This window comes from Spongorhabdus nitratireducens (assembly GCA_947387575.1).
GTDB lineage: Bacteria > Pseudomonadota > Gammaproteobacteria > Pseudomonadales > Endozoicomonadaceae > CANDOC01.
On the sequence record CANDOC010000001.1, the window covers coordinates 287,427 to 311,141 of the forward strand.

A 23,715-nucleotide genomic window follows, 5' to 3' on the forward strand; every position below is an offset into this window, starting at 1 on the left:
ACATGGAAGTAGAAGAAACAGGTGCTGGCAGTGCGCTGTTGACTGCTGGTGGGTATAACGATCCGTTACTGCCCAAGCTTATTTCTGCAATTAATCGCGCCCGGGAAATTGAAATCAGTGTTGCTTTTATCCGTATGAGCGGACTGAAGCTGTTGTTTGACGCGCTGAGTGATGCGATTGAGCGGGGTACTGTGTTAAAGGTGCTGACATCGGATTACCTTGATGTCACTGATTCGCAGGCATTACGAGAACTGATGCTGCTGAAAGAACGCGGTGCGGATATCCGGATATATCAGTCTGACGGCCAGCAGAGCTTTCATATGAAAGCGTATATCTTCATTCATACTCATGATCACGAAACGGTTGAAGGCTGTGCTTTTGTGGGTTCCAGCAATATCAGTAAGGCGGCACTGGTATCGGGTCATGAATGGAATCTGAAGTTGCAGTGTAAGGGGAAGTCTGAACACCGGGACGTACAGCAGTTTAACCATATACGCCGTCAATTCAGCGATATATTCAGCCACTCACAGGTACAGCTTCTGACCCATGGCTGGATTGATGACTATTGTGCCCGGCGACGCAGTGTAAAACTGGTTGCTGTAGAAGACGGTGTTGAACCGGAACCGCCTTCGCCCTCTGAAATTCAACTGGATGCATTGCGGGCCTTACAGCAGACACGTGAGGCAGGTAATCAGCGGGGACTTGTGGTACTTGCTACCGGGTTGGGAAAAACCTGGCTGGCAGCATTTGATTCAGAGCAGTGCAGGGTGCAACGAGTGTTGTTTGTTGCCCACCGGGAAGAGATTTTATTGCAGGCTCAGAAAACGTTTTCCCGGATTCGTAAGGATGCCAGAACCGGATTTTACAATGGTAAAATTAAATCAGGTGACGCTGATATTATTTTTGCCTCAGTTCAGACACTTGGAAGGCAGCAGCATCTACAGCAGTTTGGGGCTGATGACTTTGATTATATCGTCGTGGATGAATTCCATCATGCTGATGCCGTTACCTATCGGAATATTCTCAAATATTTCCAGCCGAAATTTATGCTGGGGCTGACTGCAACACCGGAAAGAACTGATCAGGCTGATATCCTGAGCCTCTGTGATAACAACCTTGTTTTTGAATGCAATCTAGTTGCCGGTATTAATGCTGGTTTACTGTCACCCTTTCATTACTTTGGGATTGCAGACAAACATATCGATTATGATGAAATTCCCTGGCGAAATGGTCGATTTGATCCCGAGTCACTGGAAAATGCCTTTGCTTCCTATAAACGAGCCCATCATGCACTGACGCACTGGGAACATAAGCGACAGCAACGTACGCTGGCCTTCTGTATCTCGAAACGCCATGCTGACTTTATGGCCGGGGTGTTCCGAAGAGCAGGATATCGGGCCGCAGCTGTATATAGTGACTCGCAAATTCGCCGCAATGAAGCTCTGAGCCAACTGGAGCAGGGCAGGCTGGATATTCTATTCTCGGTTGACCTTTTTAACGAAGGTACTGACCTGCCGTCTATAGATACGGTGCTGATGCTGCGCCCTACAGAATCAAAAATCCTGTTTCTGCAGCAGCTGGGGCGTGGCTTGAGGCTGCATGAAGGCAAAAGCCATCTGGTTGTTATCGACTTTATCGGAAATCATAAATCATTTCTGACAAACCCTGTTGCACTCCTTAACGAACATTCAGGCAGGCAGGTAGTCCAAAACATAATACAAGGAGCCTTTAACCTTGCTGCGGGTTGTTATGTTGATTATGACCCGGAGGCTATTGATTTCTTGGCTCGAATTGCAAGAAAGCAAAATGCCAGTATCAGTGATGAATACCAGTCCCTGAAGACACTATCAGGACGTCGGCCCACAGCGACGGAGTTCTATAGCTATTTGCAAGAAACCGTGACGGACTTTAAAAAAGTCAGGGATAAACATGGCAGCTGGTTCGGACTGGTCAAAAGTGAAGGTGACCTTGATATCCAGGAAGCTGAACTGGTTGAGCAATTCAGCAGCTTCCTTCTGGATGTGGTTGAGAAAACAGCCATGTCCAAATGTTTCAAGATGATTCTTCTTGAAGCCTTCCTTGAGCTCGACGGCTTTGCTATCCCACCTACGACAAATGCTCTGGCCGCAAAAAGCTGGCAGGTACTGAAACGCAGACCACAGCTGTTTCAGTCTGAGCTACCCGAAAAGCAGGCAAACCTTGAAAGTGGTGAAGACAAAGAATGGCATCGTTACTGGAATGGAAACCCGGTAAAGGCATTTTTAAAAAGTGCACCTGATTATTTTGAGGAGCGAGATGGGCGGTTTACTTGTACTTTACCGATAAGTGCTGACCAGAGAAATGTAATGCACCGACTTGTTCAGGAGTTAGTAGATCTGAGACTTGAACAGTATTCTTCTCGCATTAGAAAGTAAGACTCTTAAGGATTGTTGTCCGAAAGAGGAGTTCAACGGATGCCTTCTTTTGAAGAAGGCATCCTCGGCAAGCAGATTATTTTAGCTGCAAGACTCACTGGCCGTTAAATGCCACTGATCCAGCCAATGCATAATGGTCACAGACTCATCAATATCGACTGAAGGGAATGGCAGACTGGTTTCACCCGCACTGATTGCATCTGCAATCCGCTTGATCTGGTAGAGATAGGCATCGCCTTCAGCGGTAACATTCAAAGTCTGGACTTCCTTTTCATACTCACCATACTTCAGAACATTCTGCTGATCCGGCAGCCATGGGTTAGAGGCCATTTCAATATAGCCCTTGCTGCCAAGAATCCGGAAGCCATGCAGCAGGCCATAGTCTTCTGCACTGTGTAGCTGTACCTGAACCTTGTCATTAAAGTTCAGTTGGGTAGAGGTTTCGCAGACATTGCCATCCTGACCTCTGCGCCCGGTAGACTGTATGCGGTAGTCCGTCAGATCCAGCTCTGGCAGCATGTGCTTGATTACCCTGAATGCCAGAGAGCCCGGATAACAGCCCAGGTTGAAAATGGTGCCTTTGCTGTCAGGGTTCACAAACTGGGAAATAGCCGCGCTATAGCTGCCCTGAATACTCTTGAGCTCGCCAATCGTACCTTTGGATAGCAGGTTCAGTAATTGTTCAACAACCGGGTGGTTCAGATACATCAGGCCTTCGGCAAAAAATACGCCATTCTCTTTTACGCTCTGTGCCATTGTCTGAGCTTCTTTCAGATCAATACTCAGGGATTTCTCACACAGAATCGCCTTGCCTGCTTCTGCGGCCTTGATAACAAAGTCATAGTGCAGGTGGTTTGGCAGCGCGATATAGATAATATCGACTTCCGGATCATTGATCAGGGCATCATAGTCGGTATAGGTTTTCTCGACCTGATACTCGGCTGCGAATGCCTCTGCCCCCGCCTGACTTCGACCACCCACCGCAACGATACGACTGCGGCCCTCCTTGATCATGGCGTTTGCCATCACCCCGGAAATAAAGCTGGTACCCAGAATACCCCAGTTCAGTGTTTTTGCCGTCATCATTACTCTCCCAGTGCCTTGCTCTGACTGGCATGAACCAGCTCGGTATACCCCTGCTTAATAAAAGCCCGGGTGTGAGGCATGTTAAAATGTGCGTCAATGGCTGCCTGATCCCTGTAGGCTTCCCACAAGTGCACCTGGCGGTCATCAGTCAGATCCTGACTGGCATAGGCGAAAAGGCAACCGGGCTCACTGTTCATGTCCTGGCAAAATTTCTGAACAGCAGCCAGCCCTTCATCCAGAGCAACTTCTGGTTTGATTTTAAGGGCTGCGGTGACCCGGATTCCTTCATTAGGCAACATATATTGTTCCCATCAACAGCAAAAATGCGGAGATTACGCCTGTCACCCCTGCAGATAAACAACGATATAATTGTCTTTTTATCAACCAGCAGTTGTTAATCAATTGAATAAGCTGAAGAGTATGCAGGTGTTTGTCAGTCTGGTGGAGAGCGGCAGTTTTACCAAAGCCGGGCAGTTACACCAGATCAGTTCGACAATGGTAGGGAAGCATATCAAAGCGCTTGAGAGCGACCTGTCGACCCAGCTGATGATTCGCACGACCCGCAAGAAGTCACTGACTGAAACCGGACAGCACTATTATCAGATGTGCAAGCGCATACTGGACGATCTGGAAAATACTGAAAACCAGATTCAGAATATGGAGCAGCGTCCCAGTGGCCGGTTGATCATCAATGCACCTGTCAGCTTTGCCAATTATCAGTTAGCACCAGTGCTGTCCGAGTTTATGGCGCTTTATCCCGAGATAAACCTCGAACTACAGGTTGAAAATCAACTGATCGACCCGTGGCAAAATGAGTGCAACCTTGTTATCAGGATTGGCGAGCTGTCTGACAGCAGTTTATATGCCCGATACCTGGGTGATTACCCTTTAATTTATGCTGCTGCTCCCGGTTATCTCACCAGAAAGGGGACTCCACAGCGGCTGGCTGATCTGACGTCACATCAGTGCCTTGGGTTTCTGTATCAGGACCGAAGGAATGCATTTCCAGCCAGCATTCCCGGTTACAGGCTATTGAGTAACTCCGGTGAAGTATTGCTGGCTGCTGCAAGACAGGGTGCTGGGGTTATTTTGCAACCCAGGGTGTTGTTAGAGCAGGATATTCAACAGGGGCGGTTGGTAGAAGTTTTACAGAAAGAGAGACGCAAAGCGGAGCCGGTGCATCTTATCTATAAGAAAAAGCCAATGGCGCTTAAATTAAAGGTCTTTGCGGACTTTCTGGCCAGCCATCTATCCGGGGATAAGTAATTGATATTCGCTGCCGGCCACTATCCTGTTACTGCTACCTGGAATAAAGCTCCCTGAGTGTTGGTGCCTGCTCCCAAAGCCAATCATCAGGAAGACGTATAGCCGGGTTGTTGGTTAAAACTTCTATCGCCGCTGAGGTATCATTCCGGCGGCTAATAGTTGCCAGTTCATCCAGCATGGCCATTTCATTATCATTTGCGATGGGGGTGATATAGTCCTGCAGCACTCCCCAACCGGTATCCCAGGCCAGAATTTCGATTTTGGTCAGCGCAAACAGGTCACGGATAATATTGCCTTTGATAAAGGGCTTCCCGCTAAATCCGTTAATTCCAAAGTGATCGGGGTTTTCCTGTCCGGTTTGGCAGAGCTCCCAGGCCTGACCGGCAACAATAAACCGGTTGGGCGGCACATCGCAGGGATCAAAGTCGATATTCAGTGTTTCCCTGTGCAGTTGATCCAGTTGGGCATCCACCATAATCCAGGTTGATTTTGCTTTATTCCAGTATTCGCAGACCCAGTGATCCTCAAACTGACCGGGCCGCAAATAGGTGGCAAAGCCACATCGCAGACGTGCCGGGATATCTTTTGCCCTGAGAATGGTACATACCATCAGGGAGAAATCCCGGCAGATACCCACTACCCGGTCTTGTGGATTGCGAGAGGCGGAGACGGGTTGTCTGTTTTTTGATTCCGCCAGTTTCAGAATATCTGCGATATATCGCAGCTGCATTTCCTCGAGTTTTGTTACTTCGTTGAAGGCGCAGCCATAGCGTTCGAACCAGTAGGCGTGAATCAACAGGTTCTGAACAAACTGACAAACAGACTCAAGATCATCCGGAATTTCCTTCAGCAAAGCAGTGAAGTGCTTCGGATCAGTAAACTCACTCGGGTTGGTGTAGAAGGGCAACATCTTGATCATTTTTATAGGTTTTAAACTGCTTAAGGTCAGCTGCTGAGAATTTTGGATTCAAGTCGTACGTTCTGATGAATACTTGTAAAGATATAAATCTTGCGGACAAGTTTTCACAAAAGCTGCCATGTTGACGGTTTTTGTTCACATTTGATAAAAAACGACAAAGACTGTACACTAAAAATACGATAAATACTTATAAGAGTCTTATGCTTCCGCAGTTTTTCCGAATTAACTCACCTTCCACTCAGACTCTTTTGGCGCTGTTTCTGCGGCACCGCTTTCGATCTCTCTGATCAAAAAAATTCTAATTCATACCTCGTTGCTGTCTTTCGGGCATGACGACTGTTTGTCGTTGTTGTCTGCTAACGCCTTCAAATCTTACGGAGCCACTTGTGTCACTGCCTTGCTATCAGAATTTTGTCGATGGTAAATATCTCGCCAATACCACCGGGGAAACTTTTCCCGTTATTAATCCTGCAACCCGTAGTGTTATTTACACGGTAGAGGTTGCCGACGAGTCGGTGCGTCAGGCGGCGATTGCCAGTGCTCAGAAAGGTTTTGAAACCTGGTCAAAGATGACCGGCATGGAGCGTGGTCGCATTCTGAACCGTGCGGTCAGCCTGCTGCGTGAGCGTAATGATGAACTGGCAGAAATTGAAGTTCTGGATACTGGCAAGCCCTGGCAGGAAGCATCAGTTGTTGACGTGGTAACCGGTGCCGACTCGATTGAGTTTTTTGCCGGCCTGGCGGCGTCTATTGAAGGTAACCAGCAGAGTCTGGGTGATGACTTCTACTATACCCGTCGTGAAGCGCTGGGTATCTGTGTCGGTATCGGTGCCTGGAACTACCCGCTGCAGATTGCTTGCTGGAAAGCAGCGCCAGCTTTGGCCTGTGGTAACAGTATGATCTTCAAACCTTCAGAAGAAACCCCGCTGGGTGCCCTGAAACTGGCCGAGATCTTTATTGAAGCCGGTGTGCCGGCCGGTGTCTTCAATGTGATTCATGGTGATGGTGCCGTCGGTTCCTGGCTGACCCATCATCCGGACGTGGCCAAGGTGTCATTTACCGGTGAAGTGGGCACCGGCAAAAAGGTCATGGCTGCGGCGGCATCTTCTCTGAAAGATGTCACCATGGAGCTGGGTGGCAAGTCGCCACTGGTTATCTTTGATGATGCGGATATTGATAACGCCATCTCCGGCGCCATGCTGGGCAACTTTTATACCCAGGGTGAAATCTGCACCAACGGTACCCGGGTGTATGTTCACAAGAATATCTACCCGACCTTTATCGAGAAGCTGAAGCAGCGTACCGAGAACAATATTATTCTGGGCGACCCGATGCATCCAGAAACCAATATGGGTGCGTTGATTTCTGAAAAACACCACAAACTGGTGCTGGACTATATCAACAAGGGCATCGAAGAGGGTGCAACCCTGCTGACCGGTGGCAAGGCTGCCAGTCCGGCTTCTGCTCCTGAAGGTCTGTTTGTCGAGCCTACCATCTTTATCGATTGCCGCGATGATATGACCATCGCCCGGGAAGAGATCTTCGGCCCGGTCATGGCGGTCTTCACTTTTGATGATGAAGACGAAGTGATTGCTCGCGCCAACGACACTGAACTGGGTCTGGCTGCCGGCATCTTTACCAAAGATATCACCCGTGCTCACCGTGTCATTCATCAGCTGCAGGCGGGTATCTGCTGGATCAATAACTATGGTGCATCCCCGGCAGAAATGCCTGTGGGTGGCTATAAACAGTCCGGTATTGGTCGTGAAAACGGCATTGAGACCCTGAAGCATTACACTCAGGTCAAAGCCGTCTATGTCGGTATGACGCCGCTCGACAGTCCGTTTTAAGATCGGTCATTGAGGAGCAAGTACCATGACAGAAAAAAAATATGACTATGTCGTTGTCGGTGCAGGGTCTGCTGGCTGTGTGCTGGCCAACCGCTTGACCGAAGATGGCAATAGTCAGGTATTGCTGATTGAAACCGGCGGTAGTGACAAAAGCATTTTCATCCAGATGCCGACCGCGCTTTCCATTCCCATGAATACGGAAAAGTATGCATGGCAGTATGAGACTCAGCCTGAACCTTATCTGGATAACCGTCGTATGCACTGCCCGCGGGGTAAAGTACTGGGCGGTTCATCGTCTATCAATGGCATGGTTTATGTGCGTGGCCATGCCAGGGATTTTGATGAATGGCAGCAGTACGGTGCTACCGACTGGGATTACAGCCACTGCTTGCCATATTTCCGCAAGGCGGAAAGCTGGGCCTTTGGCGAAGACGACTATCGCGGTGGTAGTGGTCCATTGGGTGTTAATAACGGCAATGAAATGAAAAACCCGCTCTACCAGGCCTTTATCAAGGCCGGTGTAGAAGCCGGTTATATGGAGACCGAAGACTATAACGGCTGCCGTCAGGAAGGCTTTGGCCCGATGCATATGACTGTTAAAGACGGTTTCCGCTGGTCTACAGCCAATGCTTATCTGCGTCCGGCCATGCAGCGTAGCAATCTGACGGTGGTGACTCATGCCCAGGTGCATCGTGTACTGCTCGAGGACAAGAAAGCTACCGGTGTTGAATACAAGCATAAGGGCCAGCTCAAGCAGGCTTTGGTAAGCAAGGAAGTTATTCTTTCTGCCGGCTCTATTGGTTCGCCTCATATCCTGCAGCTGTCGGGCATCGGTTCAAAAGATGTGCTGGAAAAGGCCGGAATTCCTGTTCAGCATGAACTGCCGGGTGTGGGTGAAAACCTGCAGGATCATCTGGAGTTCTACTTCCAGTTCCGCTGCAAGCAGCCTATCACTCTGAATGGCAAGCTCGACCTGCTGAGCAAGTTCTTTATCGGCGCCCGCTGGTTTTTCAAGAAAGATGGCCTGGGTGCTACCAACCATTTTGAATCCTGCGGCTTTATTCGCTCCAAAGCCGGGGTTGAATGGCCGGATCTGCAATATCACTTCCTGCCAGCAGCGATGCGTTATGACGGCCGCAGTGCCTTTGATGGTCATGGCTTCCAGGTTCATATCGGTCATAACAAACCCAAGAGCCGTGGCTGGGTAAGAGCGGTGTCTGCTAACCCGGATGATCATCCGGAAATTCAGTTTAATTACCTGGCTGAAGAGGAAGACCGGGAAGGTTTCCGCCAGTGCGTACGTCTGACCCGGGAAATCATCAATCAACCTGCTTTTGATGAGTTCCGTGGCTCTGAAATCCAGCCCGGTGAACAGATTCAGACCGATGAAGAGATCGACAAGTTTGTCCGCGAGTTTGTGGAGAGTGCTTACCATCCCTCCTGTTCCTGCAAGATGGGAACTGATGAGATGGCAGTGGTTGATCCGCAAACCCGGGTACGGGGACTGGAAGGATTGCGGGTAGTGGATTCCTCCATCTTCCCGACCATTCCCAACGGCAACCTTAATGCGCCAACCATTATGGTTGCTGAACGCGCAGCAGACCTGATCAAGGGCGGTAATATGCTGCCCGCGTCAAATGCTGTCGTCGGTATGGACGCCGACTGGCAAACAACGCAGAGAACAGGAACGGCTCTGCGATAAAAAACTGGGGGCAGGTACTCAATAACAAACGACTTGTTATCGGGTGCCTGGGGGCACCACAGGTTTTAACTATCCCCAGCGGAAGATAAGACGTTTCTGCTGGGGATACTTAAGCCCTGCAATGCCGGCAATGAAGCTGGACCGGTGTGCCGTTATCTCAGCCATAAAAAATGATAACGACAGGCATGACTTTATGAACGACAATAAGAACAACCATCGCAACCCGAAGGGTGGTAAACAATGACTGCTCTTCTAAGCGCTGGTATTTTATTTACCTTTACCGCCATCATCTTTGTCCTGATTAAGTGGGGCAATATGCGACTGGTGGGTGTGACACCCGTTCGTACCCTGACTTTTACCGCGATTCTGTTTACTTCCGGGCTGGATGTGGGACTGATTATGTTCCCGCTGACAGAGTTTGCCGGCTACGCCGATATTGCGACCAGTCCGGAGTATGCGTTCAGCAACCCGCTGGCGATTGAATTCGGGTACTGGGGTTTCCTGATCTGGGGCTTTTATTTCCTGACCTGCTTTTACTTCTGTGCCATTGAGCCCAAAGTGAAGTTTTTTGAAATCCCGCTGATCAAGTTCATCAATAACATCGTTATTATCGGAACCTGTGCTTTTACCGCCTATTTGCTGCTCAGCAATTTGCCGTGGTATCTGCCGCAAATGGGCGACGGAGAAACGGTAGTTGGCAGTTTCTACCTGATTGTGTTTGCGGTTATTGCCGCTGCCGTTTATTCCAGTACCAGCCTGCGTTATGTGAAGACCTTGAGTCTGTCGTCAACCTGGTTGTTCCTGGGGTTGATTGCATTGATGTGGATCGGTGCTTTCACCGGTGAGAATGGCACTGCCAGCGATTTTGTTAATACCGTTGCGCTGATCGGCAACTACTTCGGCAATATTCACCAGTTTGTGCTGCCGCTGAATGACTACCATGAGTTTTATCTGTTCTGGTGGTTTGCATGGAGCATCATGATTGGCCAGTTCACTTCACGCTTTGTTGGAGGCCTGAAAACCTGGCAGGTGCTGGCTGCAATGCTGGTATTCCCGTCTATTCCGATTGCCACCTGGTTTGCGGTGCTGTACTTCTACCATCTTAATGGTCTGGACACTTCCGGATTCTACAGCCTGGCGATGGCAGCAGTGGGTATTCTGTTTGTGATCAATTCGCTGGACTCCCTGATTCGCCTGTATACCGATAACCTGAACCTGACCACGGACCGGATTGGCAAGCCTCAATACATTATTGGCAACCTAACCGCCATGGTGCTGCTGACCCTGCTGTTCAAGTTCGACTTCCTCGAAATTCAGTGGGTGGGTGCGCTGGTTATTGGTCTGTTCTTTACCTGCATGGCTTATATTCTGGTGACCAGTTTTGCCAAGGTTCGGGCTATAGACAGTTCTCCTGAAGAAAATGAAATCGACTTCAGGAAGCTGGATTTGGCGGGTTAACCGAATACTTCTATCTCGTTCCTAATCCAAACCCCGGCCTCTAAGCCGGGGTTTTTGCTTCATTCGATTACAAATCCCAGTAGTCAGTAAATCCGCTTTCTGGAGATGCTCAAGAACCATACCTGTGATTGAAATGGTTCAGCTGTTTGACAAGCCTATTTCGTGATATGCAGCAGGTGATGATGATCAAAAAGATTGTAGACTCTCTGCATATTCCTGTTGGTTTTCCGGCAGTTTAACTCTCAATATCCGGTGGCTTTGCCTTCCTTACCCTCCGTGTTCAGTAACAGACAAGAGTTTCATTTCAGAAAATGTTAATGGCATTAAATACCCGCAACTTTGACCATCAGCAAGCCTATAACCTGGATAATGTTGTCATTGATGCAACATATTCTCAGGTTGAAAGGGCAAAGGTTGATCTGGCAGAAGTCAGAGAGGTTGTTCGTTTTAGCTATACCAAAGAAAAGCAGGTGACTGTTGAAAAATACAATAATATCAGTGTAGTGCGTGATGTTCAGATCATGGATATGCCTGATGGTTTAACCGCTCAGGGTGTTTTGTTGTGCGGTGAACGAGTATCCAGAGAAGTGATGAATAAAGAATCGGTCGCAATTATTTACCCGAAAGCGATCAATAAAGCAGGAAACTTTAATCAGTTTACCCTGAAACAGGCATGATGGCCTTGGATGAATGTCAGAAGTACACGTCCGATCTGTCGGTTTCATGGAGTAACCAGTGAAAGATATCTTTGAGCTGGAAAGCAGCACTGAAATAGATGCTGCTCATTCGTATATCGTCTCGTATTCACACCTTATACGCTTTGCGAGCAATATCCAGACATTGACTGCTACAGAGCTGGTTGTTCTGAGCCATATGGTTTACGGCTGGATGCCAACCATTTTGAATCTTCACCTTCCAGATGAACCAGATGGGCTTGATAAAATTACCCGGATTCTTGAGAAGGCCCGGCAGAAGGGCTGTATCAGTTACGACGAGTTGTCACAGCTGAAGGCACTGGTAAACAATTCGGTTGTCGGAGCCTCAAAGCTGCTGCATTTTACTGCACCTGAGCATTTTCCTATCTGGGATTCAAAAATCTATCGCTTTTGCTATGAGAACGAGCCACATCAATACAGGGTAAATAGTGTTGACCACTATCTGACTTATATCAACCAGCTAAAAGAGCTGGTTGCAGATCAGCGTTTTCCTGACTTGCACAAGAATGTTAATGACAAGCTTGGCTACAGTGTGACACCTTTGCGAGCAATAGAGTTGATAATGTTCCTGAATGCGGATATCTGATCAGGACGGTGTATGGTTGGGGGATAGAAGAACCACTATCCCCTTTTGATCAATGCCAATACTACTGTGGCAGCCTGACTCTGACAGCTTCGAGGATATTCGCCAGTTCGTTGATCGTTCTGCAGTCAAAAAAGCTGCCGAATTCATCCTCTTCTGCCTCAATGGTCGCTTCTGCTTCATTATCAACGGTGCTGACCCCAACGCCATTGGCGAGGTCCATCACCATAAAAACAGACATCAGCAATCCCCGGTCTGACAGTCCTCCGGTGGGGTTTCCTTCCTCATCCTTACCACAGAGTATTCTGCCGTAATCGACCTCTTCAAAAGGTACGTCAAGCTCCCTGGCCCATATATGCCTTTCGATATCATCAATCAGGTCGGCTTCAGGTGTTACAAGTTCTGCCGGGATCTGGAAATAGTGGGCTATCAGGGACTGCAGATAACTCACGACTTCAGCTTGAGAAGTCACATTTCTCAGGTCTATGGTGGGGCTTTCGGACAAAAGGCGAGCCATTTCGGCCGGTTTTAAATTGTCCTGATCGTTAAATGGCTGTATCGGAACTGACTTTTCGACTTTGATATACATCCATTAATCCTTGTCATTATTAAGCTGCAACTGGATCAACTCGCTGATTGTCAGGGCAGGGTTGGAAGCGTTCTCGGGGCTGATTGTGATAGTGTCTGGACTTTGTACCGATGACTGTAATTTACCTGCGTTGAATACACCAAAACTGTAATCACCGGTTTCTGCACAGATATACTCCTGAACTAACCATTCGAGGTCAGCATCATCAACTTTCGGCATATCGGTCAGCCAGGAATAAGAGGTCTGGAACTGTTTCAGTATTTTCTGCTGAAGTAATTCTGAAGGGGAGCCAGGTTGGTTATCTGTCCAGCGAAGCAGATCGTGATAACAGGCAGTAATGAGTTCCCGCTGGCTCAGAACCCGTCTGCACTTGAATTCGGAATAATCCGGTTTGCCATCGTTCAGCGGCTCGATGTAACCCAGCAGGCGTTGCATTTCTTCGTACATTGTTAATCCTGACTTCTGTAATCAGCTATGTCCATTTCTGCCTGTATATCTGTGCCGGACTGTTCTTTGGCATTTCGCTGATGCAGCTTCACAGGTCAGATGTTCCTTTCTGAAGTTAGGGAAGGGCAGTTTTGGGTCTCAATTTCTCAAAACAAGGCTGGAAAGTAATTAAGTATTATGACTTAAACGTCAGGGGGAATGAGTTCGCTCGCTTAATCTGAACATCAGGCATAGGTAGCCAGTGATATATAGAATTCTGTTTTTAAATAGCTTTATTGTCTGCCAATAGATTCTGGCTGAGTGATTACAGGCAAAAAGAAACCCGGAGTCCTGGGGGAAGGATCACCGGGCTAAGACCATATAGGAGTGAAACATAGGTACACAATCCAAGTACCAAGACCATTTCTGGCCTAGATCGACAAGTTTGTAGGGGGAAACAATCTTATCGACGGACATAAGTATTGATGATTTTCAGAATGCTTCCATGTTTTCTTAAGAACAAGTCCTCATATCAAAAGTGTTTTTTATTTATCGCTACTAGTTTCTGTTTTCGCGTTGATCCCGGGCTTCATTCAAGTCGGTAACCTGCTGAATATTGGTTGCCGCTTCATTTCTCATTTGCTTGATTTCTGCCAGCTTTCCGGGGCTGACATAAAGATCCGCTTCATTACCTTCCAGGTGAGCATCTCCATGCCAAGGCAGCAGCTTGTATTCGGCATGCAGGGTGTAATCCAGGAATGGATATTTGATGATCAGAAAGTAGGGTGAAAGGTCGAAGTCTTTCGGGGTACAAAGCTTGGGGTTGCGCTGGAACAGCTGAACGCCATGCTTGTTGGAAATCTTGACCAGTGGCAGTATCGGGAAGCGGATAAAACTGAAGGCTTCGGCAATCATCGATGAACATACGGTTCGAGTGGCTTCACCTGGTGAGTACTGGAACAGGGACGAGCGCCAGCGGCGGGGTAATATGCTGTAGGGTAAGAAAAATCTTGCCAGATCAAGTACTTGTCTTACATCATATTCCATTCCAAGGCGGCTGACAGCGTAATGAATGACCTGCTGGCTGTCGGCATAGGAAAGTCCGTTAGGGCGACATAATCGCATATGCTCGCCCTGATAGCTGCTCAGGGGGCGAACCACAGTACCGTAACCAAGCTCACTCTCTATAATCAGCTGCTCATCAGGCTCACATTCCAGCGACTGGCCCAGGGTTTCCCTGATTCTCGGGTCTGCAATATCATGCAGTCGTCCCAGGTAGAGTACAGCATGAGACCAGGGGCTCTGGGTGATCTGTTTGATAACCTGGCTGACGCGAGAGCGTCCTTCTATCAAGAGCACATCGCAAGGCTTGAGTTCATGCCTGATACGCTCAAAATCGCAGAGTGGTGCCTGCGCGCGTGGGTACTGGTACATCAGTAACCGGGTCAGCCATCCGGATACTTTATTAATCAACATGTTGAACACTCCCTGTTCTCCTTCTTTAAGGATAGGAGCTCTGGGCATAAAGCCCTAACAACTCCAGGATTGAGCCTGTTATTTTCTACACAGAAACATTACAGATGGTTGACGGTCTGAAGAGGAGGGGAGCATGGCAGGCAGGAGAATTTAATGAGGCTGATCGTACGGAGCCTTCAGGTAGGGTTGCTGTTTTGGGCGATGATAAGCTCAAGCATAACTGGAGCTGCAGAGGGAGAATCAAAGAAGGTTTCTCAAATACCGGAAACTGTCTATGGCAACTGGTGGCTGATAAATCCGAAAGCTGTTGAGCAGAATATGATTGCCGGGGCGCTCATTATCTGTAACGAAGCAATGGCCGGACAGTCATCATTATCCTGCGCCAAAGACTCATTCAGCTTTGTATTACTGGAACGAAATACTGGCCATGGTTGTACTGATTATGTGGCGATGGGCAAGGTGATCTCTCAGAACAATGTCACTCAGCTTTTGCCTGATGAAGCCAACCAGCCATTCCTTGTGCTTAAGGCGGATGAAAATCAGTTGATACTGGCTCCCGCTGAAGGTGGTAAATGGGTATTTGAGCGGGTTTCATCAGATGAGATAGACCAAAGAGTCGAGAACGCTTGTGAAGCGTCAAGGCTTGAATATGAACGACAGCGTAACAAACCGTGATCTTTCATGATTAAGCTGAATCTTTAGGATAAAATACAGGCTGGATAAGTAGACAGCACCGACGGTGCTTCGGGATAGTCGTCAAATGGCGTATAAGTTGAACAGTCAGCAGTATGAGAATGTCTGCAGATTGTCAGATGATCAACGGTTGGATTATTTTCTCAAGAAGGTGACAGATTTTGAAGAAATCTGGAGTCTTCACAGTAACGATGGCTGGGTTGCCCTGTCTTCTGCAGACGGCGAAGACTGCCTGCCGATATGGCCTCACCCGGATTTTGCCAAAGCCTGGGCAACAGGTGACTGGTCAGATTGCACCCCCAAGGCGATCAAGCTTGATTACTGGATTGAGCGCTGGACGCCAGGTTTGGAACGGGATCATACCATGCTGGCCGTATTCCCGGTTGGGGAAGAAGAAGGCATTGTGCTGAGCCCGGCCGAATTGCAAGAATCGCTTGTCGGTCTTCTTGAGCAGTTCTAAGTAAAAAAAGCGCCTTTTGAAGGCGCTTTTTTTAATGTAAGGCGAAGCCTGATGGCTTAATGGTCGCAGCATCCTTCGCTATGATCGTGACCGCAGCCGCCTTCAGCATGAATATGGCCGTGCTCTTTCTCTTCAGCAGTTGCTTCACGTACTTCCACAACCTCGATGGCGAAGTGAAGGTTTTCACCGGCCAGCTCGTGGTTGGCATCGATAACAACTTCATTTTCATGAATTGCAGTTACGGTTACGACTCTGGGGCCAATTGCGGTATCAGCGTGGAACTGTGAGCCAACTTCTACCGGATGGTCACCAAAGTCTGCACGCGGTACAGCCTGAACCAGACTGTCATCGAACTCGCCATAAGCTTCGGCAGGCTCAACAGTTACTTCGAATTTGTCACCGGCTTGCTTGCCTTCCAGCTCTTTTTCCAGACCTTCCACGATATTGTACTGACCGTGCAGGTAACCCATAGGATTGCCTTCAGAGCTATCCAGCAGTTCACCCTGATCGTTTTTCAGTGTGTAGTTAAACAGGGCGACGCAATTGTCTGCGATTTTCATTGGCTGTATGCCTTAAATCTGTCAGTGAGGCGCTTATAGTATAGGGTGACAGGCTCATTTCAAATGACTTCTGCTTTGCTACTGACATGAAATAGCCTGAAGTAAGTGGAATCCGCAATCTGCAGTCAGCAATTTCTGCTAATTCTTACCGAACATCCACTGTTTAGTACTGCGAGATCAACATGAGCCAAAAGACTTTGTCCTGGCCCTTAAAGTTGCCGGTCTATGTACTTGCTTTATCTTTATCCGCTGTGCTGTCCCTGACTTCAGAAGATGTAAAAGCGGGTATCTTGCCCGGACAAAAGGCTCCAGCCTTTACTGCCGATATTTTCAATCCTGAAAGCGAGAAAGTAGAAAACGATGTTGCTTCGGACCTGTACCTTGGTAAGCAAAGAGTCATCCTTTTCAGCTATCCCAAAAACTGCACTTATGTGTGCCCGACAGAGCTGATTGCATTGAAAAAGGTGATGCCAAAGCTGCGCCAGATGGGCTTTCAGGTGCTGGTGATTTCTGCGGATGAAGCCTCAGAAAAAGAGGATGCCAAACACTCCCATGAATCCTGGTGGAAATCCTCGGATGACCAAAAAGTGAATAAAGAGGGGCCGCTGGGCTTGGGCAAACCAGAGTATATTATGGTGTCCGATCCGGACAAGAAAATCCTGCAGCAGTACGGTCTGCTGGGTGATGATGGCATGGCCCTGAGGGGAACGGTCTATATCGGTGAAAATGGAGTGATCAGAATTATAGAAATCAACAGCAATGATATTGGCCGGGATGTTTCAACTCATATCCTGAACAATGCCGCCAAGGTCGAACAATTGGATGAGCGCGGTAAAGCGGATGCTGAGAAGGTGCTACCGGCTGGCTGGAAACCGGGAGATCCCATGATGCCGATGACCGATGAAGGCGTCAGGGAGCATATGAAAGACAAGAGCTAGTTCAAAGCCTTGAGAACAGATCTTGTATTGCCGGGAGCAGGGAATGCTTTCGGCTTGGCAAGGGTCCGGGGGGGCTGGGGTAAAGTGTGCTGGTGTCAGTCAGGATAAGGATATTAACTTTCGTTGAGTTGATAAGGAATGGCTTTAACCCGCACAGTAGCTTCTGCTGAGGTTGAACCATGAATAGGCAAAGGTGTTAATAAAATCATATCTCGAGTACAAAGCACCGGCTTGATCATATAGTCATAAAAAAAGTTCATGCCGATATGCTGATAGAAACTTTCAGAACTGACTCTTGATTCCAGCATCACATCAGGAATTCCGTGTGTGCGTGCCAGGTCAAAAAGACAAGTCATTAAGAGCTTGCCGCCGCCACGTCCCTGAATTTCCTTGCGGGTTGCAATCCGGTTGATAAACAGCACGGGCATGGCATCTGCGCGCTGTGCCGGCGCAGAGTCAGAATTGACCAGAGAGCCCTGACCTGAGGGTATAAATCGTTGTTCAGTGTAAAGTGCGAAGCCAAGTACTCTGCCGCTGCTATCACTGCGATCGGTCAGTTCAAGGCATCCTGATAAACCGGCAGGAGGGCTTTGGTTTATCTCGGCAAACTCTTCCGTGAGATCAGTAAACTCTTCATCTTCAGGTGACACGGTCCAGCTGAAAGGCTCATTAATGGCATCAAACCAGACCGCATAATATTCGCTGTGGAAAAAGGCTGGTCTTGAGACCAGCCTGAATCCCCGATCCAGTGCAAACTGGAATATGGCATCCCGAATCAGCATGGTGGAAGAGAGGACTATTGTGTACGGGTGTTAATCAGTTTTTGCTGATCAGTTCAACATCCGGTAACGGGTATTCGTCAACGATCACTTTTTCTACAGAAGGCATGACTTCAGCAGAACCCTTGACCACAGTCTTGCCATCCTGATTAACAACGTTGGTACTTATTGTAGCGCGTTTACGGCGCAGGTTGATGTCGGTGACTTCCAGTTTGACTGTGACGGTGTCCCCGATCTTTACCGGCCGCATAAATTTAACTTCCTGGGACAGATAAATGCCTCCAGGCCCCGGCAGTTGGGTTGCCAGCGCGCAGGAAATCAGGGAAGAAGTCCACATACCGTGAGCAATCCGGCCTTCAAACTGGGTGGTGGCTGCGTACTCCTGATCCAGGTGAACCGGGTTGGTATCACCGGACACCTTGGCAAACAGGATCAGATCCTGCTCGGTTAAAGTGCGGGTCAGGGTTGTAGCATCACCAACCTTGAGTTGTTCAAACGGGACATTTTCCAGTTTACGCATGCGTTCAGACTCTTGATTATAAGTTTGAAAGGACAGTGTAACTGTCGCTGTAAATTCTATGAGGTATGGATGACAACGTTGTCGTTGCTATCACAACCAGAGTGGCGCGGATCATAGCAACAGGGTGAAGTGAAGAAAATTGCAGCTTTGTAACTGAGTAAGCGTCTATGATTTAAGCGCAGATCCAAAGGCTGTCGAAGAGGTGATGAGATAAAAGCTTGCTTCGTCTTTTTCTTGATTCCGCTTCTGCCCTTTTGTGTACTGGCAGATAATTACGTAACACGAAAGGATATCGCCATTACAGAAGCTACTGTGACCCGTTTGATAATAAAGGTTCACAAAACGGACAGTCATTGCCTGATGGAGGTCCATACCTCCGACATCAAAGCAGCAAAACGGTTATTGAAACCCCGGAGCAGAGCGCCACAGGCGATAGACCGTTTGCTATACCAACTTCTGCTTGAGATGGGAGTCGCATATTACGGATTAGTGGAAGGACAGCAGGTTGCTATTTCTGATGCTGCAACTTGCTGGTTTACAGAACGGGCCGAATCGAAAGGCTTTCTGGCAGGACAGGTGATGCAGTCGGCTGCTGCCAGCTTTGGCGGGCTCGAAGCTGATTTTGTTATACGGATGCAGGTGCTAATGAAATCTGCATCACAGCTTCTGCTGGCTCAAGCAGATCGAACGGATATCGATTCCGGTATTTCGATTGAGCCTGAAAATGTCTTGAAACACAGGTTCTTCTGGTTAGCCATAAAACAAAACTGGGATCTGGCATGGATGGGTTTGGGTACATATAACGACTGTACCGCATCGGGCATGTTGAAATTCATTTTTAGACGGGATACGCCATGGATTTCACGGCGACTGGATCATATAACAACAGAGTTGATAAACAAGTTACCAAACAGGAATGGATATCAAGTTCTGATTGTAGAAAAAGAAATAAAGAAGTGGCTCTCTGGTAAGTAACAGCTATACGGCAAATAAGTATGCTTAATATAAGCTTTTAAATAAGGATTACAGAAGTGAATAGTGCGTTCTCAGGAACGACAATATCGCAATGGAGCCGCGAAGTATGGGATTTCGGCCCGAAATTCATATATCTGCCAGCCAGTTACGCCGTGAGCGTGCTGCCAGTGTAAGCCGCCTGACACAGCGTAATTATCCGGTTTTTGTACGCAACCTCCGGGGCAAGCCCGTTTGCGAGATGCTTTCAGCAGAGCAAATGGATTATCTTGAGATTGCCTGTTTTGATTGTTCAGAAGCGCTCGAATTGCTTGAAAAGCCAAAAGATATCAGCTTTGAGCGGTTGAGCGGATATGCTCATTACTTTTTTTCAGAGCAGCAGCCTTTAACCGGTCGGTTTTTATACCGGGTACTTGATGTCGATAACGACAGTCTTTTCTTTATTATTCCTGCAGATTTGAAGGACGAATTAGAGCGGTTGTTGGGGCATGTTGAACTGACTTCTGTGAATACTCACGACCAAAGTCAGCCAGATTTTCATTCAAACCGTTATTAAGCCGTCTGAAATAATCAGACGGCTTCTATCTGATTACTCTTCAACCAGCTGCTTCAGGCTGAAACTGCTATCGGCTGTTCCCAAATGTTTCACCAGGTAGGGTAACACCTCTTCCATTTGCTGCTTCAATTTCCACGGCGGATTAACCACAAGCATGCCAGTGCCTGTCATTCCGAATTCATTATTATCCGGCTGAATACAGAGTTCGATCTGCAGCACATTGCGCATTTGGCTGCGCTGGATCTGTTTCACCATATCATCAATAAAGCCCCGCTTTACTACGGGATACCAGACCATATAAGTGCCGGTTGAAAATCGCTGGTAACCGTTCTGGATGGCTTTAATGGCCTGCTGGTAATCGGTTTTCAGCTCGTAGGGCGGGTCAATCAGCACTATCCCTCTGCGGCTCGGAGGCGGAAGCAGGGCTTTCAGGGCATGATAACCGTCGGACTGGGCAACACGTACTTTCTTGCGTCGTTCAAACTGGCGATTAAGCAGTTTGTGATCATTTGGGTGCAATTCATAAAGATAAAGATTGTCATCCCGCCGCAACCAGCTTTGAGTAATGGCAGGCGATCCGGGGTAGGTTTTCAGCGTGTTACCCGGGTTAAGCTGCTTGATGTGATCAATATAGGGCTGTAGTGCTTCCGGCAGATCGTCACGTTGCCACAGTTTGGCAATACCTTCCTGATACTCACCTGTTTTCTGGGCATGGTCGCCCTGTAACCGATACATGCCAGCGCCGGCATGGGTGTCGATACAGGTCATGGCTTTATCTTTCCTGACCATATGCTCCATTGTCAGGTGCAGTACAGCGTGCTTGAGAACATCGGCGAAATTGCCGGCATGAAAGGCATGGCGATAGCTGAGCAAGGGATTCTCCGGAGAGTAGGGGTCAGGCTTTAGTGAAGGTGGCTAATAATAGGTGGCTTGATAAGGGAATGACAACTGTTGAACGGCGGGATTATTTACGTACCGCAAAACACCGCCAAATTAGTTTTGACAATCGAGCCTGAATCATTAAGATACGCCTCGTCCTTCGGAGCGTAGCGCAGCCTGGTAGCGCACCACATTCGGGTTGTGGGGGTCGGAGGTTCAAATCCTCTCGCTCCGACCATTTCTTTATCTAGCCTTTCTGGCTAGTCATTACTTCCAAATTTACCAGTTCGCAACAAGATTCAGTCTCTGTCGGCTATCTCGTACAGCCATTCTCTAGCAGCCTACGAATATAGTGGATTTGGGCGCTAGCTGTTTTGTTATTCTTTTTTACCGAAACAGACTATGTCGCTAAAAAGCACTTGAATTGAGTCTGTGTCATCTCCTGATTAGCAATCATTTTGCCATCAATAATTATCCGCGCTTGGATACTATCTCGGCTGGGTCGACACCGATGACTTTTGTACTCATAACGGGATTTTCCTCGACGATAGCCGTCGATACTGGTTCAAGGGCGTGGGGAGTCCAGTTATCTTGTTAGCTGCTTGTCACACTGTACTACTTTTTTGGTAATTTATTGTATTCAGGTAAATCACTAGCAGCTTTATACCATTTGGCTCTGGACTCAAAAAAGATATTTTGAAAAGGCTCAATACCCGGGTGCTCATCAAGAGAGCCTGCTGGAATGACAACACTCTTACCGCTTTTGGCATTCCAAGGCATGGATGAACCGCAGTTGTTACAAAATGCTGTGGCAAAATGCTTTGTTTCGTTGGGTAAAAAACGGGTTACTTCTTTTTCCCCTTTGAGCCACTTGAACTGATTTGGTAGAACCAAGAGGTTGGCGGCATGGGCGCTCCCTGTGAATTTTCTACATCGAGAGCAGTGGCAGTACTGAAAAATGCCTAAGTTTCCAGTAATCTCATATTTGATATTACCACATAGGCAACTTCCTTCTACCTTAACTTCCTGCATAGCGGCCCCAGAATTAGTTTATGTATTCAGCCTGACAAAAGTGTTAACTAACTTTATATGTCGTGACTAACAGGACATTATCACACTATTCAGTAGATAACTCATATGATTGACAAAACTTGATGAAGCTTTCAATAGGCTCAGGGTAATCTCTATTATCATCAGTAATACAGTGGATGCTTGAAATCATCTCTGTATCTTTGAGCTGAAGTGATACAAGCTCCTCCTGATCAAGCTCTTTAGATACAGAGCTTAAGCTTAAAGCTGCGATACCTATGTTCAATTTTACGCTTACCTTGATAGCTTCTATGCTAGCAAACTCACTTATATTAGCTGTGCTATATGCTCCTGCATTGATTAGAATTCGTTCGAACTGATTGCGATAACAACAACCCTGCTCAGTGAGTATCACATGTTCATCTATTAGATCATGAGAACTTATTTCAATTTTTTTAGCCAGAGGGTGAGATGGTGAGCAAACTAAAACTATTTCTTCCTCCTTAAAAATATGAGCAGTCAGGCCTTGTCTCATAAATGGCTTCTCAAGTATAAATACTAAATCTAGATTACCTGCTAAAAGTTCACGCTTCAAATGTGCTACTGGTATTTGTTGAATAGAAAAGCGTATCTCTTTGTTTTGAAGACGATATTGACTAAGTATCTTGGGTAGATAATAAGTAAGAATGGTATCATTACCGGCTATTTTAATTTGATGATTTTTTTGAGTAGTAGCAATAATAGTTTTTGCTTCTTCGCACATATTTAAAATTTTTTTTGTATAGTGCAGCAGCTGCTGGCCACTTGTAGTTAGCTCAACTCCTCGCCCATTTCTTTCAAATAGCCGAGTATCAAGTTCTTCCTCAAGACTTTTGATTTGGTTGGTTACTGCAGACTGTACATAGCCGAGTCTATCTGCAGCTTCGCTAAAATGAAGTGTTTGTGCTGCACACTGAAACGTTCTGAGCTTTTTAAAATCCATGACTTCACAAAATTTGATAACAGCCTTTATTAGATATCATTTTACATGATCTATCAGTGCATACACAATGTCCAACTTCCATTGCTGGTATTGCCACAAGATTGAATTTTAATCGCATAGCTGTACTGGTAGATCAACAGGTAGCACATGGGACGATGTATGCTCGAAAGTAAGTTTGTACTTTGGTTTGGAATGATGTTCCCATTAATATTCTCGGCAGGACCGGCAAATGTTGCCATGGCAGCATTATCTGCAAAGCAAGGTTTCTTCCGGTTGGTACCATTTCTCTCTGGCATAAACCTGACTGTATTTGTACAAGCTGTATTAATTGGCTCAGGCGCAGGTGTATTGTTAGGAGCGTATCCAAGGTTTTTTTATTTTTTACAGTATCTTGGGTCAATTTATTTGATTTATCTTGCTTACAAAATCATAAGTCAGCCTTTATCAGGTGAGGTGAATGAAAGCTCTGATACCAGTTTAGGATTTCTTGATGGTATCATTCTTGAATCTTTAAACGTGAAACTCATTTCTGTCACGATAGTGATGTTCTCTAAGTTTTTGGATTCTACATCTACACAACTGTTTCAGGTACTACTTCTCTCTTTGGGTATAGCTGTTTTAACTACTGGAGCAACAGTTTCCTGGGCATTGGGTGGGTCATGGCTTCAACGTAAGTTTGCATCTGAACAATCTGAACGTATTCAAAGGTATGTTTTTGGAGGGATGTTGATTTGTGTATCTTTGTGGATGATTGTTCGTAATTAATAGCCTATGGATGAAGCAGGAAAAAATTGAGGACACCCATATATTTTCCTGTGTTTTTGAATCTATTTCATACACCTCAAACTTTCAGATAACATTA

Annotated in this window: 25 protein-coding genes and 1 tRNA gene; 14 read left to right on the forward strand and 12 right to left on the reverse strand. The window is 47.2% G+C overall.

Annotated elements, in window-relative coordinates:
- Positions 1-2: 2 nt before the first annotated feature.
- The gene (locus ACYZZ0_RS01190) at positions 3-2,414 is read left to right on the forward strand and encodes a DEAD/DEAH box helicase family protein (RefSeq protein WP_461534740.1); all 2,412 of its coding nucleotides are present in this window, start codon (positions 3-5) and stop codon (positions 2,412-2,414) included.
- Positions 2,415-2,495: 81 nt separating this feature from the next.
- On the opposite strand, the gene ACYZZ0_RS01195 is transcribed toward ACYZZ0_RS01190, so the two are convergent.
- Positions 2,496-3,500 (reverse strand): Gfo/Idh/MocA family protein, encoded by a 1,005-nt coding sequence (locus ACYZZ0_RS01195; protein WP_461534741.1) that lies wholly within the window; start codon positions 3,498-3,500, stop codon positions 2,496-2,498.
- Positions 3,500-3,799, reverse strand: a complete 300-nt coding sequence (locus tag ACYZZ0_RS01200; protein ID WP_461534742.1) for a putative quinol monooxygenase — start codon at positions 3,797-3,799, stop codon at positions 3,500-3,502. The genes ACYZZ0_RS01195 and ACYZZ0_RS01200 overlap by 1 nt, the downstream gene beginning before the upstream one ends.
- A 103-nt stretch (positions 3,800-3,902) precedes the next feature.
- Between ACYZZ0_RS01200 and ACYZZ0_RS01205 the strand changes: the two genes are divergently transcribed.
- Positions 3,903-4,766 carry a LysR substrate-binding domain-containing protein gene (locus ACYZZ0_RS01205; RefSeq protein ID WP_461534743.1) on the forward strand — a complete coding sequence of 288 codons (864 nt, stop codon included), beginning with the start codon at positions 3,903-3,905 and terminating at the stop codon, positions 4,764-4,766.
- A 34-nt stretch (positions 4,767-4,800) separates the two neighbouring features.
- On the opposite strand, the gene ACYZZ0_RS01210 is transcribed toward ACYZZ0_RS01205, so the two are convergent.
- The gene (locus ACYZZ0_RS01210) at positions 4,801-5,685 is read right to left on the reverse strand and encodes a transglutaminase domain-containing protein (RefSeq protein ID WP_461534744.1); all 885 of its coding nucleotides are present in this window, start codon (positions 5,683-5,685) and stop codon (positions 4,801-4,803) included.
- 386 nt (positions 5,686-6,071) lie between these two features.
- Here ACYZZ0_RS01210 and betB point away from each other — a divergent pair, with 386 nt between their 5' ends.
- From betB to ACYZZ0_RS01235, 5 genes are all read left to right on the forward strand, one after another.
- Positions 6,072-7,535, forward strand: coding sequence for a betaine-aldehyde dehydrogenase (betB, locus tag ACYZZ0_RS01215; protein WP_461534745.1), 1,464 nt, complete (start codon positions 6,072-6,074; stop codon positions 7,533-7,535).
- 25 nt (positions 7,536-7,560) lie between these two features.
- Complete coding sequence (betA, locus tag ACYZZ0_RS01220) at positions 7,561-9,237, forward strand: choline dehydrogenase (RefSeq protein WP_461534746.1); 1,677 nt, start codon at positions 7,561-7,563, stop codon at positions 9,235-9,237.
- Between the two features lie 240 nt (positions 9,238-9,477).
- Positions 9,478-10,695, forward strand: coding sequence for a BCCT family transporter (locus tag ACYZZ0_RS01225; RefSeq protein WP_461534747.1), 1,218 nt, complete (start codon positions 9,478-9,480; stop codon positions 10,693-10,695).
- A gap of 317 nt (positions 10,696-11,012) precedes the next feature.
- Positions 11,013-11,372 carry a hypothetical protein gene (locus ACYZZ0_RS01230; protein ID WP_461534748.1) on the forward strand — a complete coding sequence of 120 codons (360 nt, stop codon included), beginning with the start codon at positions 11,013-11,015 and terminating at the stop codon, positions 11,370-11,372.
- A gap of 58 nt (positions 11,373-11,430) precedes the next feature.
- On the forward strand, positions 11,431-11,997 hold the full coding sequence (locus tag ACYZZ0_RS01235) for a hypothetical protein (protein WP_461534749.1): 567 nt from the start codon (positions 11,431-11,433) through the stop codon (positions 11,995-11,997).
- Positions 11,998-12,058: 61 nt separating this feature from the next.
- Here ACYZZ0_RS01235 and ACYZZ0_RS01240 read toward each other — a convergent pair whose 3' ends face one another.
- From ACYZZ0_RS01240 to ACYZZ0_RS01250, 3 genes are all read right to left on the reverse strand, one after another.
- The gene (locus ACYZZ0_RS01240; RefSeq protein WP_461534750.1) at positions 12,059-12,583 is read right to left on the reverse strand and encodes a hypothetical protein; all 525 of its coding nucleotides are present in this window, start codon (positions 12,581-12,583) and stop codon (positions 12,059-12,061) included.
- A gap of 3 nt (positions 12,584-12,586) precedes the next feature.
- Positions 12,587-13,030, reverse strand: coding sequence for a hypothetical protein (locus ACYZZ0_RS01245; protein WP_461534751.1), 444 nt, complete (start codon positions 13,028-13,030; stop codon positions 12,587-12,589).
- Between the two features lie 537 nt (positions 13,031-13,567).
- Complete coding sequence (locus tag ACYZZ0_RS01250) at positions 13,568-14,485, reverse strand: YiiX/YebB-like N1pC/P60 family cysteine hydrolase (protein ID WP_461534752.1); 918 nt, start codon at positions 14,483-14,485, stop codon at positions 13,568-13,570.
- A 153-nt stretch (positions 14,486-14,638) separates the two neighbouring features.
- Here ACYZZ0_RS01250 and ACYZZ0_RS01255 point away from each other — a divergent pair, with 153 nt between their 5' ends.
- Both ACYZZ0_RS01255 and ACYZZ0_RS01260 read left to right on the forward strand, forming a co-directional pair.
- Complete coding sequence (locus tag ACYZZ0_RS01255; RefSeq protein ID WP_461534753.1) at positions 14,639-15,160, forward strand: hypothetical protein; 522 nt, start codon at positions 14,639-14,641, stop codon at positions 15,158-15,160.
- Between the two features lie 85 nt (positions 15,161-15,245).
- A complete protein-coding gene (locus tag ACYZZ0_RS01260; RefSeq protein ID WP_461534754.1) occupies positions 15,246-15,638 on the forward strand; it encodes a DUF2750 domain-containing protein in 393 nt (130 codons plus the stop codon).
- Between the two features lie 56 nt (positions 15,639-15,694).
- Here ACYZZ0_RS01260 and ACYZZ0_RS01265 read toward each other — a convergent pair whose 3' ends face one another.
- Entirely contained in the window at positions 15,695-16,198 is a 504-nt protein-coding gene (locus ACYZZ0_RS01265) for an FKBP-type peptidyl-prolyl cis-trans isomerase (protein ID WP_461534755.1), read from the reverse strand.
- A 182-nt stretch (positions 16,199-16,380) separates the two neighbouring features.
- Between ACYZZ0_RS01265 and ACYZZ0_RS01270 the strand changes: the two genes are divergently transcribed.
- On the forward strand, positions 16,381-17,136 hold the full coding sequence (locus ACYZZ0_RS01270; RefSeq protein WP_461534756.1) for a redoxin domain-containing protein: 756 nt from the start codon (positions 16,381-16,383) through the stop codon (positions 17,134-17,136).
- A 113-nt stretch (positions 17,137-17,249) separates the two neighbouring features.
- On the opposite strand, the gene ACYZZ0_RS01275 is transcribed toward ACYZZ0_RS01270, so the two are convergent.
- Positions 17,250-17,918: a GNAT family N-acetyltransferase gene (locus ACYZZ0_RS01275; protein WP_461534757.1), complete on the reverse strand. Its 669-nt coding sequence runs from the start codon at positions 17,916-17,918 to the stop codon at positions 17,250-17,252.
- A 34-nt stretch (positions 17,919-17,952) separates the two neighbouring features.
- Entirely contained in the window at positions 17,953-18,435 is a 483-nt protein-coding gene (locus ACYZZ0_RS01280; RefSeq protein WP_461534758.1) for a MaoC family dehydratase, read from the reverse strand.
- Positions 18,436-18,795: 360 nt separating this feature from the next.
- On the opposite strand from ACYZZ0_RS01280, the gene ACYZZ0_RS01285 reads away from it, so the two are divergent.
- Complete coding sequence (locus ACYZZ0_RS01285; RefSeq protein WP_461534759.1) at positions 18,796-19,410, forward strand: hypothetical protein; 615 nt, start codon at positions 18,796-18,798, stop codon at positions 19,408-19,410.
- 106 nt (positions 19,411-19,516) lie between these two features.
- On the forward strand, positions 19,517-19,963 hold the full coding sequence (locus tag ACYZZ0_RS01290) for a hypothetical protein (protein WP_461534760.1): 447 nt from the start codon (positions 19,517-19,519) through the stop codon (positions 19,961-19,963).
- Between the two features lie 33 nt (positions 19,964-19,996).
- On the opposite strand, the gene ACYZZ0_RS01295 is transcribed toward ACYZZ0_RS01290, so the two are convergent.
- The gene (locus tag ACYZZ0_RS01295; RefSeq protein ID WP_461534761.1) at positions 19,997-20,836 is read right to left on the reverse strand and encodes a 23S rRNA (adenine(2030)-N(6))-methyltransferase RlmJ; all 840 of its coding nucleotides are present in this window, start codon (positions 20,834-20,836) and stop codon (positions 19,997-19,999) included.
- A 167-nt stretch (positions 20,837-21,003) separates the two neighbouring features.
- On the opposite strand from ACYZZ0_RS01295, the gene ACYZZ0_RS01300 reads away from it, so the two are divergent.
- Positions 21,004-21,080: transfer RNA gene (locus ACYZZ0_RS01300), tRNA-Pro, on the forward strand.
- Between the two features lie 377 nt (positions 21,081-21,457).
- Here ACYZZ0_RS01300 and ACYZZ0_RS01305 read toward each other — a convergent pair.
- Both ACYZZ0_RS01305 and ACYZZ0_RS01310 read right to left on the reverse strand, forming a co-directional pair.
- On the reverse strand, positions 21,458-21,874 hold the full coding sequence (locus ACYZZ0_RS01305) for a GFA family protein (protein WP_461534762.1): 417 nt from the start codon (positions 21,872-21,874) through the stop codon (positions 21,458-21,460).
- A gap of 85 nt (positions 21,875-21,959) precedes the next feature.
- Positions 21,960-22,853, reverse strand: a complete 894-nt coding sequence (locus ACYZZ0_RS01310) for a LysR family transcriptional regulator (RefSeq protein ID WP_461534763.1) — start codon at positions 22,851-22,853, stop codon at positions 21,960-21,962.
- A 159-nt stretch (positions 22,854-23,012) separates the two neighbouring features.
- On the opposite strand from ACYZZ0_RS01310, the gene ACYZZ0_RS01315 reads away from it, so the two are divergent.
- A complete protein-coding gene (locus tag ACYZZ0_RS01315; RefSeq protein WP_461534764.1) occupies positions 23,013-23,618 on the forward strand; it encodes a LysE family translocator in 606 nt (201 codons plus the stop codon).
- Positions 23,619-23,715 lie beyond the last annotated feature (97 nt).

Excerpts from the sequence above, each read along its gene's own strand:
- ACYZZ0_RS01280 (WP_461534758.1), bottom strand. The coding sequence starts at position 18,435 with ATGCGTAAACTGGAAAATGTCCCGTTTGAACAACTCAAGGTTGGTGAT.
- ACYZZ0_RS01240 (WP_461534750.1), bottom strand. The coding sequence starts at position 12,583 with ATGTATATCAAAGTCGAAAAGTCAGTTCCGATACAGCCATTTAACGAT.
- ACYZZ0_RS01225 (WP_461534747.1), top strand. The coding sequence starts at position 9,478 with ATGACTGCTCTTCTAAGCGCTGGTATTTTATTTACCTTTACCGCCATC.
- ACYZZ0_RS01290 (WP_461534760.1), top strand. The coding sequence starts at position 19,517 with ATGGGATTTCGGCCCGAAATTCATATATCTGCCAGCCAGTTACGCCGT.
- ACYZZ0_RS01265 (WP_461534755.1), bottom strand. The coding sequence starts at position 16,198 with ATGAAAATCGCAGACAATTGCGTCGCCCTGTTTAACTACACACTGAAA.
- ACYZZ0_RS01210 (WP_461534744.1), bottom strand. The coding sequence starts at position 5,685 with ATGATCAAGATGTTGCCCTTCTACACCAACCCGAGTGAGTTTACTGAT.
- betA (WP_461534746.1), top strand. The coding sequence starts at position 7,561 with ATGACAGAAAAAAAATATGACTATGTCGTTGTCGGTGCAGGGTCTGCT.
- ACYZZ0_RS01285 (WP_461534759.1), top strand. The coding sequence starts at position 18,796 with ATGGAGGTCCATACCTCCGACATCAAAGCAGCAAAACGGTTATTGAAA.
- ACYZZ0_RS01200 (WP_461534742.1), bottom strand. The coding sequence starts at position 3,799 with ATGTTGCCTAATGAAGGAATCCGGGTCACCGCAGCCCTTAAAATCAAA.
- ACYZZ0_RS01250 (WP_461534752.1), bottom strand. The coding sequence starts at position 14,485 with ATGTTGATTAATAAAGTATCCGGATGGCTGACCCGGTTACTGATGTAC.
- ACYZZ0_RS01315 (WP_461534764.1), top strand. The coding sequence starts at position 23,013 with ATGCTCGAAAGTAAGTTTGTACTTTGGTTTGGAATGATGTTCCCATTA.
- ACYZZ0_RS01305 (WP_461534762.1), bottom strand. The coding sequence starts at position 21,874 with ATGCAGGAAGTTAAGGTAGAAGGAAGTTGCCTATGTGGTAATATCAAA.
- ACYZZ0_RS01270 (WP_461534756.1), top strand. The coding sequence starts at position 16,381 with ATGAGCCAAAAGACTTTGTCCTGGCCCTTAAAGTTGCCGGTCTATGTA.
- ACYZZ0_RS01275 (WP_461534757.1), bottom strand. The coding sequence starts at position 17,918 with ATGCTGATTCGGGATGCCATATTCCAGTTTGCACTGGATCGGGGATTC.
- ACYZZ0_RS01195 (WP_461534741.1), bottom strand. The coding sequence starts at position 3,500 with ATGATGACGGCAAAAACACTGAACTGGGGTATTCTGGGTACCAGCTTT.
- ACYZZ0_RS01230 (WP_461534748.1), top strand. The coding sequence starts at position 11,013 with ATGGCATTAAATACCCGCAACTTTGACCATCAGCAAGCCTATAACCTG.
- ACYZZ0_RS01255 (WP_461534753.1), top strand. The coding sequence starts at position 14,639 with ATGAGGCTGATCGTACGGAGCCTTCAGGTAGGGTTGCTGTTTTGGGCG.
- ACYZZ0_RS01310 (WP_461534763.1), bottom strand. The coding sequence starts at position 22,853 with ATGGATTTTAAAAAGCTCAGAACGTTTCAGTGTGCAGCACAAACACTT.
- ACYZZ0_RS01245 (WP_461534751.1), bottom strand. The coding sequence starts at position 13,030 with ATGTACGAAGAAATGCAACGCCTGCTGGGTTACATCGAGCCGCTGAAC.
- ACYZZ0_RS01190 (WP_461534740.1), top strand. The coding sequence starts at position 3 with ATGGAAGTAGAAGAAACAGGTGCTGGCAGTGCGCTGTTGACTGCTGGT.
- ACYZZ0_RS01260 (WP_461534754.1), top strand. The coding sequence starts at position 15,246 with ATGGCGTATAAGTTGAACAGTCAGCAGTATGAGAATGTCTGCAGATTG.